Origin of the sequence: Acinetobacter sp. YH12045 (assembly GCF_013419925.1) — a bacterium.
Classification (GTDB): domain Bacteria; phylum Pseudomonadota; class Gammaproteobacteria; order Pseudomonadales; family Moraxellaceae; genus Acinetobacter; species Acinetobacter amyesii.
Genome location: NZ_VOZE01000001.1, coordinates 129,642 through 147,098 on the forward strand (window position 1 = coordinate 129,642; position 17,457 = coordinate 147,098).

Consider the following 17,457-nt stretch of genomic DNA (forward strand, 5'->3'; position numbering starts at 1 on the left):
ATTATTGTGTAAGTGAAAAGCGTCAGAGAGTTAAATATTTGTTTTATTAATAATTTATAAATGAAACAAGACATGAATTTTCAGTCATAAAAAAAAGCCAGTTCGAAAACTGGCTTTTGCTGTTCTGTCTAAATTGAATTATTGACCAGAGCGGATGATGTAATCAAAAGCAGATAATGATGCTTTCGCGCCTTCACCTGTCGCAATGATGATTTGTTTGTACGGTACTGTTGTACAGTCACCTGCGGCAAATACACCTTTCACATTGGTTTCGTTACGTTCGTTAATTACGATCTCACCACGGTTTGAAAGTTCAACTGCTGTTTCTTTTAAGAAATCAGTGTTTGGTAACAAACCGATTTGTACAAAGATACCAGCCAATTCAATTGTTTTGATTTCATCAGTTGCACGGTCTTTGTAGTTCAATGCAGTCACTTGTGAACCATCACCGACCACTTCTGTAGACAATGCATTCATGATCACAGTGGTATTCGGTAAGCTGTTTAACTTGTCTTGAAGGACTTGGTCAGCACGAAGCTTAGTATCAAACTCAACTAGCGTTACATGTTCCACAATACCTGCAAGGTCAATCGCCGCTTCGACACCTGAGTTACCACCACCGATCACTGCAACACGTTTACCTTTAAACAATGGACCGTCACAGTGTGGACAGTATGCAACACCACGAGTACGGTATTCTTGTTCACCCGGAACGTTCATTTCTCTCCAGCGTGCACCTGTTGAAAGAATCACTGTTTTAGATTCAAGTTTTGCACCATTCTCTAAAGTCACTTCAACCAAGCCATTGGCTGTTTCATCTGCACCTTTGATGTCAGATACACGTTGCAAGTTCATGATGTCCACACCGTACTCACGTACATGTGCTTCCATTTCAGCAGCAAACTTAGGACCTTGTGTCTTTTGAATCGACGTGAAGTTTTCAATGTCCATGGTATCCATGACCTGACCGCCCATGCGTTCAGCTACGATACCGGTTTTGATACCTTTACGTGCAGCATAGATTGCAGAAGTATTACCTGCAGGGCCACCACCAATCACAAGGACATCAAATGCTTCTTTGGCATTTAGCTTTTCAGCATCTTTTGCAGCAGAGTTGGTGTCTAATTTAGCAATGATTTCTTCCAAAGTCATACGACCTTGACCGATGTGGTTGCCGTCTTGGAATACCATTGGTACAGCCATGATTTTGCGTTCTTCCACTTCGTCTTGGAAGAATGCACCATCAATCATGGTTGCAGTTGTACCTGGGTTGTAAATTGCGATCAAGTTAAGTGCTTGAACCACGTCAGGACAGTTATGGCAGCTTAAAGATACAAACACATCAAAGTCAGTTTTAAGACCTAGACCTTTGATAGTGTTCAGTACTTCGTCAGAAACTTTCGGTGCATAACCTGAAGTTTGTAGCAAAGCTAAAATCAAAGATGTGAATTCGTGGCCCATCGGCAAACCTGCGAAGAATACACGTGGTGTTTCACCTGCTTTTGCAATACCAAAGCTTGGCGCACGGCTGTTGTTACCGTCAAAACGTGCAGTCACTAAATCAGATAAAGCGGCAACTTCAGTTACCAATTCTTTAATTTTGTCTGATTTGTCCGTGCCGTTTAAAGTCGCGACGATTTCAATCGGACCTTCAAGGCGTTCAAGTAAGGTTTTTAATTGAGCAGAAGTATTTTGATCTAACATTGCTAACGTCTCCAGAGGAGTAAATTTATTTGATGAGAGAATGATAGAACAAACCATTAAATAGGTGAAACGGTTTGTTTTTATAAAATTAATCGGTTTTACAAATCAATTGATTAAATTTCTTTCTAAATCATAAGAATATACCGATGTGAATGCAGTCAATATTGGGCCACTATCGAGAAATACAAGTTAAATAGTGGAAAAATAAACGAATTCATCGCGCTTTAAGCGAGAGAATGCTAGAGTCAACGCAATTGTATTGAGAACTTTTTAGGGAAATGGCATGCAGGTTAAACAGGGAATTTATCAGCATTATAAAGGTCAGTTGTATCAAGTCTTTCATGTTGCAACACATAGTGAAACGCGTGAAAAAGTTGTGGTCTATCAGTGCTTGTATGACGACTATTCCATGTGGGTCAGACCCTTAGAGATGTTTATGGAAACCATTGAAATTGATGGTGAAGTAATTCCACGTTTTAAGCTGATCCAAGAAACCCACTAAGTAGATATTTAGTACTTCAATTTATAAATATGAAAGAAATAACAAAAGGACAGAATCATGAGCATGGATGCAAATTTTAAAAACTATATGCAACAACTCTATGCAGACTTTAGTGCTCACGATGCTGCGCAAAATCACCGACTTGCGCGTTACCGAAATATTGAGCCTGAGTCTGCACTGTTTTTGGCTATGCAAATTCGCTTAAAACAAGCCAAACAGATATTGGAAATTGGAACATCTACAGGCTATTCCACGCTGTGGTTAGCAGATGCTGCGCAGTCTACACAAGGGCGGGTCGAAACCATTGAAATTGATGCAGCGCGTATTGAGCAAGCTAAACAACATGCGGAAAATTTAGCTTTATCCGAATATATCCAGTTCCATCATGGCGATGCACTGCATTTTTTACAGCAGTCAAATCAGCGTTATGACTTCATTTTATTGGATGCAGAACGTGATGCGTATATCGCGTATTGGCCATATTTAGCTGAATTAATACAAGCTCAAAGTGGCGTATTAATCGTGGACAATGTGCTATCACATACCAATGAGGTCGCTGAATTTATCCAACGTGTTGAAGCGGATGACCGTTTTATCAGTACGATATTAAATGTGGGCGCAGGGCTCTTTATGGTGACTTGGCGCAACTAGAAATCAGGGCATTCAGCCCTGATTTGATTGAAAATATTTTTTAATTAATAAAAATACTGTTGCTATAGCACCAAGCTCGTAGCGGTTTAACCCTGTAAGCTTACGCGTGAAAAATGTAGATCATATTCTAAATATTTGTGGACAAATGCCGTTTTATCACTACATCGAAGTAAATTATCATAAATAAAAGGTGAAACTGGATAAAAGAGATCCCCAGAACCATTCGCATAAAATATTTTTAAGTAACGTGAAGAAGAACTGTATTTCCAAGAAGTTACAACAGTTGTTGTCATAAGCCACCCCCTTATTGCGTTGTTATAGTCATACTGCAGTTAAAGGTTTATCTCATTTGAAATTAAGACAAATTTAGGGCGTGGAGTATTGCAGAATTGTTAAAAAATAATGTTTTATCTCAAATTTTTTTTATTTCTTTATCAACTAATTTGATAAAAAAAATGCCAGTTCAAATAAATGTCATAAGTGTCATTCTCCCATATTAGTGTAAGGAGAGTTAAAAACTACGGCATTGTTCTGATTTATTGCCTTTGACTTGGTTGTTGCTACCATTAATTGAAAAAGCATTTTCAAGACAAATCAAATTACCTGCGATTTCATTATTATTTAGCACAATATTGCCATTATTTTTCTTTAATTTGAGGTCGCCTGAAATTTGGTTATTGAGGAGTTGGATGTTTTTCCCAGTTGTAAAATCGACATTGCCACTGATATTGTTATGATTGGCAATGATCTTGGTAAAATTTTTATTCGATTCAATATTGCCTTTGATGTGGTTGTCATGCAGTTCAACACTTGCACCATTTTCTAAAATAACATTGCCATGAACAATTAAACCTTCAAGCTGACAATTTTTTTTGACTTTAATATCTTCACGAATACTTTGGTTTTTAATTTCACCTTCGCAGTTCATGGCAGCAAAAGTTGTAAACGAACATAAAATTAAACTGATTGAGACGAAATATTTTTTCATGGGCTTACATCTTCCTGAAATAAGCAATTGACCTAAAATTCATGTTAAAAATACTGAAATACTGGCAAAGATGTAAGCCTAGACAATCGGGTTTGCGGCGCATTTTTATTATATTTGTGTAAGCTCTAACTTGATGAATATCTACAGATATGTAGAAAGTGCTAGTACGTTAAAGTTGTATGAATAAAGTGTGAACTGCGTAGGGTGTATAGAGGTATATACTCGCAGATAATAGGCATAAAAAAACCACGCTAAAAGCGTGGTTTTTGAATCAGTTCAATCTAATACAGATTAGATTTTACCAACTAGGTCGATTGAAGGAGCAAGAGTTGCGTCGCCTTCTTTCCATTTAGCTGGGCAAACTTCGCCTGGGTGAGCGTGTACGTATTGAGCTGCTTTAACTTTACGAAGAAGTTCTTGAGCATCACGACCGATACCACCAGCGTTGATTTCAACGATTTGGATTTTACCTTCTGGATCGATAACGAAAGTACCACGATCAGCAAGACCGTCAGCTTCGATTAATACGTCAAAGTTTTTAGCAAGAGTCCAGTTCGCATCACCAACCATTACGTATTGGATTTTTTTGATTTCTTCTGAAGAATCGTGCCAAGCTTTGTGAGTGAAATGAGTGTCAGTAGAAACTGAGTAGATTTCAACACCTAGTTTTTGGAATTCTGCATAGTTGTCAGCAAGGTCACCAAGTTCAGTTGGGCAAACGAAAGTGAAGTCAGCTGGGTAGAAGAATACAACAGACCATTTACCTTTAAGATCAGCTTCAGTTACTTCGATGAATTGACCATTTTGGAATGCTTGTGCTTTAAACGGTTTAACTTCAGTATTAATTAAGCTCATCATTGTCTCCATGATTGAGGTTTGTTTTTGATTTCCAATAGGGTACAGAAATTTTTCTTATTGCTGAAATAGTATTTTTACATAACTAATATCGGAAAATCCGAATTAGTACACTCCAGAACTATTTCAGCAATAACGATTATTTATCATTATTTCATTCGATATAAGCCATATCAATGCCATATAAAGTTGAAAGTAAAATGACAAAATCATCTTTTCAAAGTCTGTAACCAACATGATGCTTGTGGCATAAGATTTCAAGGGTGATCTCTAAAAAAGTTATAAAAAATATTTCAAATTATAGAATTTGTTCATATAAGATGGCATGAACATAAAATGATTCCAGATTTGATCAAGTGCTTAGTCAATTTTTTCGTATCATTGCCATTCTCAGTCTTGCACTTGCATCACTATGTATTCTTAAAGTTGAAGATATAGGTACAAATTTATGTATCTATGAATACTTGCAACCTCAAAAAGCGACCTATTTTAATGAACTATTTGGAACTTCGTCAGATGATCCTACGCTATTGAGTACCATGGGAATCGTTGGAATCTTCTTTTTTTTCATACTGTTGTTATCATTTAGACGTGCTTGGTATGTGGTTATATTATGGCTATATGCGATTTTTCAATTCATCATCATTTTAATGATAGAAACTGCTTCAATTTCAAAAATTATCTATGACAGTATTGTTTATTGTCATAATGGTTGGTTGTTCGCATGGGTGATCGGGCAGAGTATATTTATTGTTTTTAGTATCATTTATATTTTCTATGGGACTGAAACCTAATGGATAAAGCATCCAAATGGATAAGCTTGAGTTGCCTATTCTAGTCAGCATGTGGGTTTATTATTCTGTACTGGATGAATCAAGAATGTGCTTTCAATTCAAGGTGCTAGCCCGAATCAAATTAATTATTATGCTGAAATGAATGGTTTTTCATCGGATGAACCTCTTTTATTTATTTTTATTGCGTTGATTTGCTTTTTATTCTCAATTCTTTTTGTGCTTAGCAAAATCTGTTCATCATTTTTTGATCATCTCTTTCATTTTATTGAGGTTTTTGATTATGCCGTTGAGTATGTCTTATACAGTGCCATTTTATCAGCTATTACATGACAGTATAGAAGCATGTGGCAATTATTGGTTATTGGCCGCAATTTTAGTTTTTTATCATTTTATTCTGTTCGGCTTCATCTATTGGTTTCAGGCACGCAAAAAATAGATTCATCTTTCACTATTTTTACATACAGCGTAAAATATTCGGTTCTATTTTAATTATTAGGATAATGCATCTGTGCCAAGTCAGTTAAATGTCGATCAATTGGTCATGGTTCGTGATCGCCATCGCTTAAGTCGGCTGAAAAAAGGCAAAGAAGCCAATCCTGAAAAATTTCAAGATTTGTTTGAAAAGTCGAATGCGAAAGTGCGCGAACGGATTGCCCGCATTCCCAATATTAAATTAAATCAAGACTTACCTGTTACGCAGTATGCGGACAAACTAATTGAAGCGATTCAAAAGCATCAAGTGATTATTGTGGCAGGTGAAACGGGTTCGGGTAAAACCACACAGTTGCCTCAAATTGCCATGCTTGCAGGTCGTGGTTTAACGGGTTTGATTGGCCATACTCAACCCCGTCGACTGGCTGCCCGTAGCGTTTCGCAGCGTATTGCAGAAGAAGTGGGCGAAAAGCTGGGGGAGTCGATCTCCTTTAAAGTTCGTTTCAATGAACAAGGTTCACAAGATTCCATCGTTCGTTTAATGACCGACGGTATTTTATTGGCTGAACTGGCCAATGACCGATTCTTAAATAAATACGACACGATTATTATCGATGAAGCGCATGAACGTTCGCTGAATATCGACTTCATCATGGGCTATCTCAAACAGCTCTTGCCTCGTCGTAAAGATCTCAAAGTCATTATTACTTCAGCAACTTTAGACGTAAATCGCTTCTCGAATTACTTTAATGAGGCACCTATTTTTGAAGTCGAGGGTCGAAGCTTCCCAGTAGAACTCCGTTATCGTCCGATTTCAGAGCTGAGCATTGTCGGTAGTGATGATGATGAATTTGACGATTTTGAAGAAAATTTACCCCGTGCTGTGGTTTCAGCCGTAGAAGAATGTTTTCAAGATGCGCAGGAAAAAGGTCATCCTGAACATGCCGACATTTTGATTTTTGCCAGCACTGAACAAGAAATACGTGAGTTACAGGAAACACTGCAAAAGTTTGGGCCAAGACATACCGAAGTTTTACCTTTATATGCACGATTGGCTTTGGCAGAACAACAAAAGATCTTTAATCCATCGGGTGGTGGGCGACGGATTATTATTGCCACCAACGTGGCAGAAACGGCTTTAACTGTACCGAATATTCGCTACGTAATTGATAGTGGCTTTGCACGGATATCCCGTTATAACTATCGCTCACGTGTACAGCGCTTACCGATTGAAGCAGTATCACAAGCAGCAGCAAATCAGCGTAAAGGTCGTTGTGGTCGGATTGCACCGGGTGTGTGTATTCGACTGTATTCAGAAGAAGACTTTATGAGTCGTCCTGAATTTACCGAACCGGAGATTAAACGAACCAACTTGGCCTCGGTTATTTTGCAAATGCAAAGTTTGGGCTTTGGTGAATTAGAAGACTTTGATTTTATTGAGCCGCCAGATCATCGTTTGGTGAATGATGGTCGTAAACTGTTAATTGAGCTTGGCGCATTAAAAGATAAATCGGCCAAAGCGGATCAAGCGAAATTAGAAACGACAGCAAACAATACGAAGCACAAAAAACAGAACAATGAGGGTGCTTTAACTAAAATCGGTCAGCAAATGGCAAAAATGCCGATTGACCCACGTCTTGCACGGATGATTTTGGGTGGAGCGCATTTTGGCGTATTAAATGAAGTCTTGATTATTGTCGCTGCTTTAGCGGTACAAGATCCACGTGAACGTCCTGCGGATAAGCAAATGCAGGCCGATCAGAAACATGCTTTGTTCCGTGAAGCTGACTCGGATTTCTTGTTCTATATCAAATTATGGGAAGCTTTGGTTGCTAACCGTGACATGAGTGAGAATAAGCGTCGAACCTTTGCACGCAATCATTTCCTCAGTTGGTTACGTCTTCGTGAGTGGAAAAAAACCCATGAGCAATTGGTGGATTTGGCTCAGGGCTTAAAACTGTCCTTTAATGAAAAGAAGGCCAATTATGAAAATCTGCACCGTGCGTTATTAACGGGTTTACTTTCATTTATTGCCAACAAAACCGATGAACGTAATGTGTTCATGGCAGTGCGTCAGCAAAAGGCACGCATTTTCCCTGCATCAACTTTGCATAAAACCAATACACCTTGGGTCATGGCTTTTGAGATGGTGGAAACCTCTCAGGTATATCTTCGTACATTGGCGAAAATTGAACCTGAATGGATTTTATTGGCTGCAGGCGATTTATTGAAGCATCATTATTTTGAACCCCATTGGTCGAAAAAAGCTGGTGTGGTGAATGCTTATGATCAAATTTCTTTGTTTGGTTTGATTATTGAGCCACGTCGTCAGATTAATTATGAAAAAGTAGATCATCCGGCTGCGCATGAAATTTTCCTACGCGATGCGTTGACGACGGGACATTTGGGTATTACGCCGCCGTTCTTAAAACACAATTTATTAAAACTCGAAGAAGTTGAGCGTGTTGAAGATAAACTGCGTCGTCGTGATTTGGTGGTGGATGAAGAAACCATCTACCAATTTTATGCTGCAAAAGTGCCTGAAGAGGTGGCAAGTCGTCGTAGTTTTGAAGACTGGCGTGCAACTGTAGAACCGAAAAATCCACGGCATTTATTTATCGATGATGATGCGCTTTGGATGAATGACCGTCCAACGACCCAGCAATTTCCAGACTACCTACGAAATGGTGAACTGCGTTTGGCTGCAAGTTATCGTTTTGACCCAAGTCATGATGAAGATGGTGCAACGGTCAAAATTCCAGTTCAAGCTTTGCCGCAAGTGGATGAAAATATTTGGTCATGGGGCATACCCGGTTGGCGACAAGACCTGATTGAAGCCTTGCTTAAAGCACTGCCTAAGGATAAACGCCGTCACTTGGTGCCAATACCAGATACGGCTCGTAAATTAATGGATCGTGTCGATGCCGTGCATTTGCGCGAGCATATTTTTAGTTTTTTGGCATACCAATTGCGTGGTGAGCAAATCACAGATAAGGACTTTTCTTGGGAACGTGTTGAGCAATATCTGCTGCCTTTAATCAAAGTCATTGATGAAAAAGGCCGTGTGATTGAGCAAGGTCGTGATCTAGATGAACTCAAAGCACGCTGTCGTACGGAAACTCATAGCCCAGTCAAACAGTTAAAAGGTGAGTTTAAAACCTTCCCTGATAATTTTGTGTTCGAAGCATCACAAAAAGTCACGGGTGTGGTGGTGAAACAATACCAAGCGCTTGTTCCAGTCAAAGGCTTTGCAGAGTTGGATGCCAAAGACGAATCTGGTGTGGTGATTCAGACTTTCAATGACCAATTTGAAGCAGTCAAACAACACCGCGAAGGGATCATTCGTTTGGTTCATATGCAGTTGGGTGACTTAGTTCGTCAGTTGAAAAAACAGATATCTAAACCCTTGGCATTGGCTTATTCACCGCTAGGTGACAAAGCCAAACTAGAGCAAATGTTAGTTTATGCCACACTTCAGCTTGCAATAAATGAGCTACCTGTCAATGTGCAGGAGTACCAAAACCTGATTTTAAATGTAAAGAAATCTTTCTTAACCCATGGGCAACAAGCATTAGCCGTTTTAACTGAAACCTATATTCAATGGCAGGATATACGTCGGAAATTGTTGGTTTTAGATGATTCTGTGTTTGGAAAGAACATCGATGATATTGAAGATCAGCTCGATTTGATGCAACTTTCAGATTTTGTTTATGGCAAAACTTCCGATGTGTGGCTCGAATTTCCGAGATATTTGAAGGCATTAGTCTTGCGTTTAGACCGCTTGCCAAATAACCTACAAAGGGACAATTCTGCCATTGATCAAGTTGACCCATGGATGGAAAAATTATTTAAGTTTAAAAATGACACTCGCCTTAAAGAATTGTATTTCATGGTTGAGGAGTTACGCATCTCTATTTTCTCTCAACCAATGAAGACCAAGATGCCAATTTCTCCATCCCGCTTGCAAAAAGTATGGGATAAGCTCGGAATCAGTTAAGATATAGGTAATTTCTAAAAGGAGTTTTACATGGGCATCCGCATTACGGGTACAGGTCTTTATCATCCAGAAGACGTAATTACTAACGAAGAGTTAGTTGAAGCTTTAAATGCTTATGTGGAACAGTACAACAGTGATAATGCTGAAAAAATTGAAGCCGGTGAGCTAGAAGCGCGCCGTGGTTCAAGTGCAGAATTTATCGAAAAAGCATCTGGCGTAAAAGCACGTTATGTTGCTGAAAAAAGCGGTATTTTAGATCCAAAACGTTTACGTCCAGTATTGCATGAACGTTCAAATGATGAATTGTCTATTCAAGCGGAATGGGGCGTAGCTGCTGCAAAGCAAGCGATGGAAAATGCGGGTGTGACTGCTGAAGACATCGATGTTGTGATCTTGTCATGCTCTAACATTCAACGTGCATATCCAGCCGTTTCAATTGAAATTCAAACTGCGTTGGGTATTCAGGGTTATGCCTATGACATGAACGTTGCATGTTCAGCTGCAACTTTTGGTATCAAGCAAGCCTATGACGCGATCAAATCAGGCGCTCGTCGCGTGTTATTGGTAAACGTTGAGATCACATCTGGTCACACAGATTTCCGTATGCGTGACTGTCACTTCATCTTTGGTGACGTTGCAACGGCTTCGATCATTGAAGAAACTGAAACCAAAGCTGGTTTTGAAGTGTTGGATATTGACCTGTTTACTCAGTTCTCAAACAACATTCGTAACAACTTCGGTTACTTAAATATGAGTGAAGTCGATGCTGACATCGACAACAACCGTTTCCGTCAAGACGGTCGTAAAGTATTTAAAGAAGTGTGTCCATTAGTGGCGAAAATGATCACTAAGCAATTGGATGACAATAAAATTGCGGCAACAGATGTAAAACGCTTCTGGTTACACCAAGCAAATGCCAGCATGAATGAATTGATTCTGAAACTGGTTGTGGGTAAAGAACATGCTCAGCCAGACCTTGTGCCAATCATTCTTGATGAATTTGCCAATACTTCATCAGCAGGTGTCATTATTGCATTGCACCGTACTGCGAATGAAGTAAACCATGGCGAATATGGCGTACTTTGCTCATTTGGTGCAGGCTACTCAGTAGGTTCTGTACTTGTTCAAAAACATGATGCTGCCTAAGGTCAGCACATTTGCAGGTTGAACATGATGCAAAATGGATAAAGCGTTTAAGCGCTTTATCCCGCATGTATTTCACGCCAACATTTTTAGGCGCTGAATACATCGATGCATCTAAACCTGCAATGTATGTAGGGAATCATACAATTTACGGTGTACTCGATTCACCGTTGATTATTGATTATCTCTACAATGAACATAAAGTGGCTGTGGTCAGTATTGCTGATCATAGCCATTTTTATTTGCCTGGTTGGCGTGGCATGGTCAAAAAGTTCGGTGCAGTCCAAGGTATTCAGGACTATGTCAGAACAGTGATGCAACAAGGTTATTCCATTTTAGTTTTTCCCGGTGGTGGTCGAGAGGTTTTGAAGCGAAAAGGCGAAGCCTATCAACTGATCTGGAAGCAACGTTATGGCTTTTTAAAACTGGCGCAAGAATTTAATTATGACATTGTGCCTTTTGCCGCTTTAGGTGGAGATGAAGTCTTTGAACTGGGTTTTGATGCCAGTGTGATCGTTGAACATCGTTGGTTTAAACAACTATTAAAAATACAAAAACTCGATAAATTATTACGCCATGGTGATGTGATTCCGTCTTTACCCAAACGGATTATCCCCAAGCGCATTCCGTTCTATTTTCAATTTATACCCCGTCAAAGTTTAAGTCATATTCAGAGTGTGGAGGATTTAAAGCGTTATCGAGAGGCTCTACAACAAGATATTTACACTGCGATAGAACAGCTCAAAAAAATCCGTTTAGAACAACATTCTACAAATCAATAATAGTGACTACTCTTCAACTTCATCCATTTTTATTCGTCACAGCTCAAAATCGTAGAGAAATGAGTCACAACATTGGCCTTTCGGTTTTTCAAAATAATTCCTTTGCATTGACCTTTTGTACAGCTATTTGGCTGATTAATGGCAGTAGTCGGAGCATTAAACTTTGACTATAGTGAAGGTTGAAAAATAATCAACGATCGTTAGGGCGGAAGATGGAAAAGAAAAGCTTGACCCCGCAGCTTGAGCATATTGCTCGGCAACTTATTCGAATATCTCCAAGTTTAAAGCAGTTGTATCAAGAGCAAATGGAACTTGCTACAGCACTCAATTCACAAAATATCTTTAAAATTGAACAAGAGCAGCACCGCATTCAACTGTGTAATGGACTGTGTACCTTACAACTACAAAGTCGTGAATCGATTGGATATCAGTTTCCTAGAAGTCCGTTTAGACCCATCAAAATTGCTGAATTGCATTCGACAGTGCCTTGTATTGAAACAATAGAAGATTTCTTATTTCATGAATTATATTTTTTTACTGGCGACCTAAAGCCGCAACATTCACTCTTGCTCAGAGAAAAAGCACAGCAATTTAGACAATTGATCTTACAGTCGATTTTTCAACATCTAAATGGGCCAGCGCGTGTTCAGCAGTTTTTAGCACAGATGACAGCAGTTGAAGCGCAAATTTTTGATCAGCTGATGCAAGAGCAGCAGATTTATCAGACGCCGCTATTACAAACGTATATCGAATGCCAAATCTGTCTACCACATTGGTTGATGCAAAAGATTGAGCAGATGTTTGCGCTTCATTCACTTACAGAAGCTGAAATATTGCCGATACAGCTCTTGATGGATAGTTTGGACGAGATTTGTTTTGCTACAGCACAATTTTTAGATCCAACGATTTACCGGATCATGAGTTTGAGTTATGAAGATCGGTTCAATTTACAAGAATTAAATGAACATATAGAAGATATTATTTTGTTGCTCGACCATGCATATGAGCGTCCCAATTTGTTGGGTTTTATTCGTTTGATGCATCGGGATGTTTGGGCAGAGCAGGACATATTAAGCCATAGCAATTTTGTGCAAGCCACAGCAATTTGGCAAAAAAAATGTGGAAAACTCCCTTTACTCGATAACAACCGTGCAGTGCGATGGATGTTCAAGCAGTCAGCCGAAGTATTGGATTGGCTGAGTCGTAATTTTCAACACAGTAATGTACGAGTGGCTGTGACGGCATTAAGTTTCGTCGATACGCAGCATATTCATCCCATATTGATTCTTGCAACCTTACAACATTTTCAATTTGTTGCAGCGCGCATATTTATTCAAAATTGCCATGCGATTGCGCATGAACATGATTGGTTTAATCATGAAAAAAATCTACAGTTTGTTTTACAGCGAAAATATCAGCAGCATGATGACCATCGTGTAGTGATCAGCCCATCGATTTTGTATTTAGATGAGTGGTTGATCTTAATGCGACAGGTGTTAGGCGCGGAGGATCAGGCCATAAAAAAAGTCTATCTACCTTTGAGCCGTATTATGCAGGCCTATCTGCAACATTTAGTACGTTGTACGCAGCAATTACCGCAGGCTTTGATGGATTATATCCGTCCAGAAACCCAAGAAAATCGCCAGTTTTTAAGTCTGTTACGACAGCATAAAATTCAACTGCAGGATTTTCGAAATTTATTTTATTTAAAGCATGCTAATTTAAGAGTATCTGTATTTGATGCATATGTGCGTGACTATGTTAGTGCGACTTATTCTACAGGTCATACAGTCCCAAAAAATATTACGTGGAATGGGGTCTTTCATCAGGCGGTACATTGGCATGTCAAGCAACAAAAGCAGGAAGTGTTAACTCAATTAAAACGCCAATTTGCGACAACGGTCTGGCAGCCGTTTACAACTGACGACAAAATATATTTTCAAGATTGGGTCTTTGAAGAGTTAAAAACCATCGATCGAATTATTGATGAATCTATTCAGTTTAAACATTGTTTGGCATCAAGTTATAGCGCCAGTATCATTGCAAGAGTATATGTAGCTTTTCATATGTATCATCCCATTTTGCATGTTTCGATGACTTTGGGCTGTCATGTGCAAAACCACATTTTGGTTTTTGATCAACTTGAGTATTCAAATAATACCCAAGCAGAAATAGAAAAAGTAAATATCGCCAAAGAATTTTTAAATAGGTTCAATAGCTTAAAGTAAGATTGGCGAAATACGGATTTAGTAAACTGTGTTGTGCGCTTAACTTTTGAGTCAAAAATCGTTAGGCTATAGCCGTTCTTTTACGGTATAGGTCTTATGAAACAAGAAACTGCACTCAAGCTGCTCAAAGCAGGTGAAAATGTGTTTTTAACAGGTTCGGCTGGTGCAGGTAAAACTTATACTTTAAATCAGTACATCAATTATCTAAAAGCGCGCAAAGTGCCGGTGGCAATTACGGCTTCTACAGGGATTGCTGCAACCCATATGAATGGCATGACAATTCATACATGGGCAGGGATTGGGATTAAAGATGCGATTTCCGAAGATGAGTTAAAGCGCTTAAAAGAACGTAAATATTTAAAAGAGCATTTGGAAAATGCCCAAGTTTTAATCATCGATGAAATTTCGATGTTGCATGCCAAGCAATTAAACTTGGTGAATAAAGTTTTAAAATTTTTTAAAGACAGTGAAGATGCTTTTGGGGGGATTCAAGTCATTGTTGCAGGTGACTTCTTCCAGTTACCCCCTGTGGGACGCAAAGGTGAATTAAACCGTGACAAGTTTTGCTTTATGTCTGAGGCATGGGTAGAAGCGAAGTTTCGCGTGTGTTATTTGACCGAACAACATCGTCAGGGTAATGACTATCTCAATGATATTCTAAATGCGATTCGTGCTCAGCAAATTACTGGCGATCATTTGCATGCTTTAAGGCAGACAAGTTCACAAAATATAGGTGAAACCTTTACGCGCTTGTATACCCATAATATGGATGTAGATAGTATTAACTATAAACATCTAAATGAAATTGAGCAAGAATCTCGCCAGTTTGAAGCCCAATGTGATGGTAATGATAAACTGATCGAAACCTTAAAATCTTCAGTGCGTGCGCCGGAAACTTTGACCTTAAAGAAAAATGCCAAAGTGATGTTTGTAAAAAACAACTTTGACGTGGGCTATATCAATGGCAGCCTCGGTGAAGTGATAGGTTTTGAAGAAGATGATGAATATGGCATCTTGCCTAAAGTAAAACTCACTGATGGCACGACCTTGGTGGTAGAACCTGAAACATGGTCTGTCGATAATGATGATGGTAAAACCATTGCCAGTTTCCAACAAATTCCCCTGCGTTTGGCCTGGGCGATCACCATTCATAAATCTCAAGGGATGACCCTTGCAGCGGCTGAAATTAACTTGACCCATACTTTTGAGAAAGGTCAGGGTTATGTGGCATTGTCGCGTTTAAAAACATTAGATGGTTTGCGTTTACTTGGTTTTAATGAACAAGCCTTAGAACTCGACAGTTTGGCCATTAAAGCCGATCGACGCTTTCAGGAACTCTCTGATGAAGCGGAAACCAATTTTGCAGAGGCCGATTTAACCGTTCAACACAAAGCCTTTATTCGCCATTGTGGCGGAACACTGAATGAAGTGGAAATCGAGCGCAATGAAAAGAAAATTGCCAAAACTGGTGCGAAACAAAGCTTTGCCACAGCGACTTTAGATCAAACTCGGGAGTTGTTTGAGGAAGGTTATGAAATTCAAGATATTGCAGTGGAGCGTGGTTTAACACCTGCTACGATTATTAACCATTTGGCTCGTCTGCAAAAAGAGCAAGGTTTAGATATATCGGTGGCACATCCGGGAGAAGACGTGGTTGAACAGGTGCGTAAAATTTATAAACGTTTGGCGAAACGACAAGACCCAGCAAATTATAACGATGATGGTACTGTTAAGCTGCGCCCAATTGTGGAGTTGACCAGTCCACGCATGGGATATGACCAAGTTCGTTTGGCTTTATTATTTGTGGAATAACACATTCTTTGGATTACATACATTTAAAGCCAGATTGATCAATCTGGCTTTTTTAATAAGGGGCATCGTGTTTATTTTCATCCTTTGCATCTGCTTAAAAACGATGAATTGGTGATTAAAGTTCCAAATAAAACTTTAAATGAATAAAACTTAATAAAATAATGATAAGATGAGTATAATTCATTAATGCTTTGCGAAAACTATTCGATTGCAAAGTTGCTCCCAAGTTTAGTTGAGAACAATCATGTTGGAATTACGCCATCTCAAAACCTTATTGGCACTCAGAGAACACGGTTCTTTGGTCGCTGCATCTAATGATCTGTGTTTAACGCCTTCTGCACTTTCACACCAGTTGAAAGAGCTTGATCATTGGTATGGGGTAGAGGTGGTGAACCGACGCACACGTCCTGTGACTTTTTCGAATGTTGGGCAACGTTTACTACGCCTTGCCGATGACATTTTACCGCAAGTTCAAATTGCGCAATCGGACATTACACGGATTGTGCATGGTCAAACCGGCCGAATTATTTTTTCTTCAGAATGTCATAGTTGCTTTGACTGGCTGATGCCGTTATTGAATGTCTACCGTCAGCAATACCCTGATGTAGATTTGGACTTTGCTTCTGGCTTTGAAGCCAATCCGCATGAACTATTACAAACGGGCGAGTTTGATCTTCTGATTACGGCAGATCCGATTAATTTAAAAGGTGTGGAATATTTCCCAATCTTTGAATATGAGTCTCGTTTGGTATTGTCAAATACACATCCATTGGTTCGTGCGACAAATGTGACTGTTCAAGAATTAGCAGAAGAAACGCTGATTACCTATCCGGTTGATAAACATCGTTTAGATATCATGGCGAAATTATTTTTACCGGCCAATATTCAGCCTAAACACGTCCGTACGACAGATTTGACCCAGATGCTGATTCAGTTGGTTGCAAGTGGTCGTGGTATTGCGGCATTACCAGATTGGGTGGTAAATGAATATGAACAAAAAGGTTGGGTGACCTCTCGACGTTTAGATTGTGTTTCACCTGAAGGTTTAAGACGGACCTTGTACGCAGGCTATCGTACCGAAGAGGCTGAAAAAAGCTATTTTGAAGGCTTCCTAAAACAGTTGGCGAAATTCTCACAAAAGCGCAATCAATATTATTCCAACTAAGGAGGATCTATGACACAGAGTCTTTTTGTATACGGGACATGACGTCTAGGTCAGCCCAATGATCACGTGATGGACCGCATTGGTGGCGAGTGGAAGAAAGGTGTGGTGTGGGGTGAATTAGAACATAAAGGCTGGGTGCGGCGATGGGCAGTCCGGGCATTCGTTTATCGAAGGTAGGTCATGCGATTGAAGGCTATGTTTTTTTCTCTGAAAACTTAGCAGCTCATTGGGAGGCTTTAGACGAATTTGAAGGTGCTGAATATCAACGTGAGGCTGTAGATGTGCAATTGGAAGGCGGAGAATGGATGCAGAGTGAAATTTATGCCTTGAAATAATATCGTGAGGGAGAGTCGTAAAATACGTGGGCCATCCATACATCATGACTTTCCCCAACCTTCGATATG

The 17,457-nt window shown here is 39.4% G+C and carries 13 protein-coding genes; 9 read left to right on the forward strand and 4 right to left on the reverse strand.

Annotated elements, in window-relative coordinates:
• Window positions 1–138: 138 nt before the first annotated feature.
• On the reverse strand, window positions 139–1,704 hold the full coding sequence (gene ahpF, locus FTU02_RS00735) for an alkyl hydroperoxide reductase subunit F (RefSeq protein WP_180035992.1): 1,566 nt from the start codon (window positions 1,702–1,704) through the stop codon (window positions 139–141).
• Window positions 1,705–1,987: 283 nt separating this feature from the next.
• On the opposite strand from ahpF, the gene FTU02_RS00740 reads away from it, so the two are divergent.
• Together FTU02_RS00740 and FTU02_RS00745 are read left to right on the forward strand one after the other, a co-directional pair.
• A complete protein-coding gene (locus tag FTU02_RS00740) occupies window positions 1,988–2,206 on the forward strand; it encodes a DUF1653 domain-containing protein (RefSeq protein ID WP_180155291.1) in 219 nt (72 codons plus the stop codon).
• 57 nt (window positions 2,207–2,263) lie between these two features.
• The gene (locus tag FTU02_RS00745) at window positions 2,264–2,857 is read left to right on the forward strand and encodes an O-methyltransferase (RefSeq protein ID WP_180155293.1); all 594 of its coding nucleotides are present in this window, start codon (window positions 2,264–2,266) and stop codon (window positions 2,855–2,857) included.
• An 86-nt stretch (window positions 2,858–2,943) separates the two neighbouring features.
• On the opposite strand, the gene FTU02_RS00750 is transcribed toward FTU02_RS00745, so the two are convergent.
• From FTU02_RS00750 to ahpC, 3 genes are all read right to left on the reverse strand, one after another.
• Window positions 2,944–3,150 carry a KTSC domain-containing protein gene (locus FTU02_RS00750; protein WP_078189026.1) on the reverse strand — a complete coding sequence of 69 codons (207 nt, stop codon included), beginning with the start codon at window positions 3,148–3,150 and terminating at the stop codon, window positions 2,944–2,946.
• A gap of 218 nt (window positions 3,151–3,368) precedes the next feature.
• Entirely contained in the window at window positions 3,369–3,845 is a 477-nt protein-coding gene (locus FTU02_RS00755; RefSeq protein WP_180119739.1) for a hypothetical protein, read from the reverse strand.
• Window positions 3,846–4,136: 291 nt separating this feature from the next.
• A complete protein-coding gene (ahpC, locus tag FTU02_RS00760; protein WP_078193727.1) occupies window positions 4,137–4,700 on the reverse strand; it encodes an alkyl hydroperoxide reductase subunit C in 564 nt (187 codons plus the stop codon).
• A 1,335-nt stretch (window positions 4,701–6,035) separates the two neighbouring features.
• Here ahpC and hrpA point away from each other — a divergent pair.
• The 7 genes from hrpA (at window position 6,036) to FTU02_RS00795 (ending at window position 17,388) form a co-directional block, all read left to right on the forward strand.
• Window positions 6,036–9,923, forward strand: a complete 3,888-nt coding sequence (hrpA, locus tag FTU02_RS00765; protein ID WP_218956150.1) for an ATP-dependent RNA helicase HrpA — start codon at window positions 6,036–6,038, stop codon at window positions 9,921–9,923.
• Between the two features lie 30 nt (window positions 9,924–9,953).
• Window positions 9,954–11,069 (forward strand): beta-ketoacyl-ACP synthase III, encoded by a 1,116-nt coding sequence (locus tag FTU02_RS00770; RefSeq protein ID WP_111885081.1) that lies wholly within the window; start codon window positions 9,954–9,956, stop codon window positions 11,067–11,069.
• An 11-nt stretch (window positions 11,070–11,080) separates the two neighbouring features.
• Window positions 11,081–11,848 (forward strand): 1-acyl-sn-glycerol-3-phosphate acyltransferase, encoded by a 768-nt coding sequence (locus FTU02_RS00775; RefSeq protein WP_180155297.1) that lies wholly within the window; start codon window positions 11,081–11,083, stop codon window positions 11,846–11,848.
• 212 nt (window positions 11,849–12,060) lie between these two features.
• A complete protein-coding gene (locus FTU02_RS00780; protein WP_180155299.1) occupies window positions 12,061–14,076 on the forward strand; it encodes a hypothetical protein in 2,016 nt (671 codons plus the stop codon).
• Between the two features lie 96 nt (window positions 14,077–14,172).
• Entirely contained in the window at window positions 14,173–15,888 is a 1,716-nt protein-coding gene (locus tag FTU02_RS00785) for an AAA family ATPase (protein ID WP_180155301.1), read from the forward strand.
• A 244-nt stretch (window positions 15,889–16,132) separates the two neighbouring features.
• Window positions 16,133–17,053 (forward strand): LysR family transcriptional regulator, encoded by a 921-nt coding sequence (locus FTU02_RS00790; protein ID WP_078189020.1) that lies wholly within the window; start codon window positions 16,133–16,135, stop codon window positions 17,051–17,053.
• A 143-nt stretch (window positions 17,054–17,196) separates the two neighbouring features.
• Window positions 17,197–17,388 (forward strand): gamma-glutamylcyclotransferase family protein, encoded by a 192-nt coding sequence (locus FTU02_RS00795; protein WP_373684190.1) that lies wholly within the window; start codon window positions 17,197–17,199, stop codon window positions 17,386–17,388.
• The last annotated feature ends 69 nt before the right edge of the window (window positions 17,389–17,457 follow it).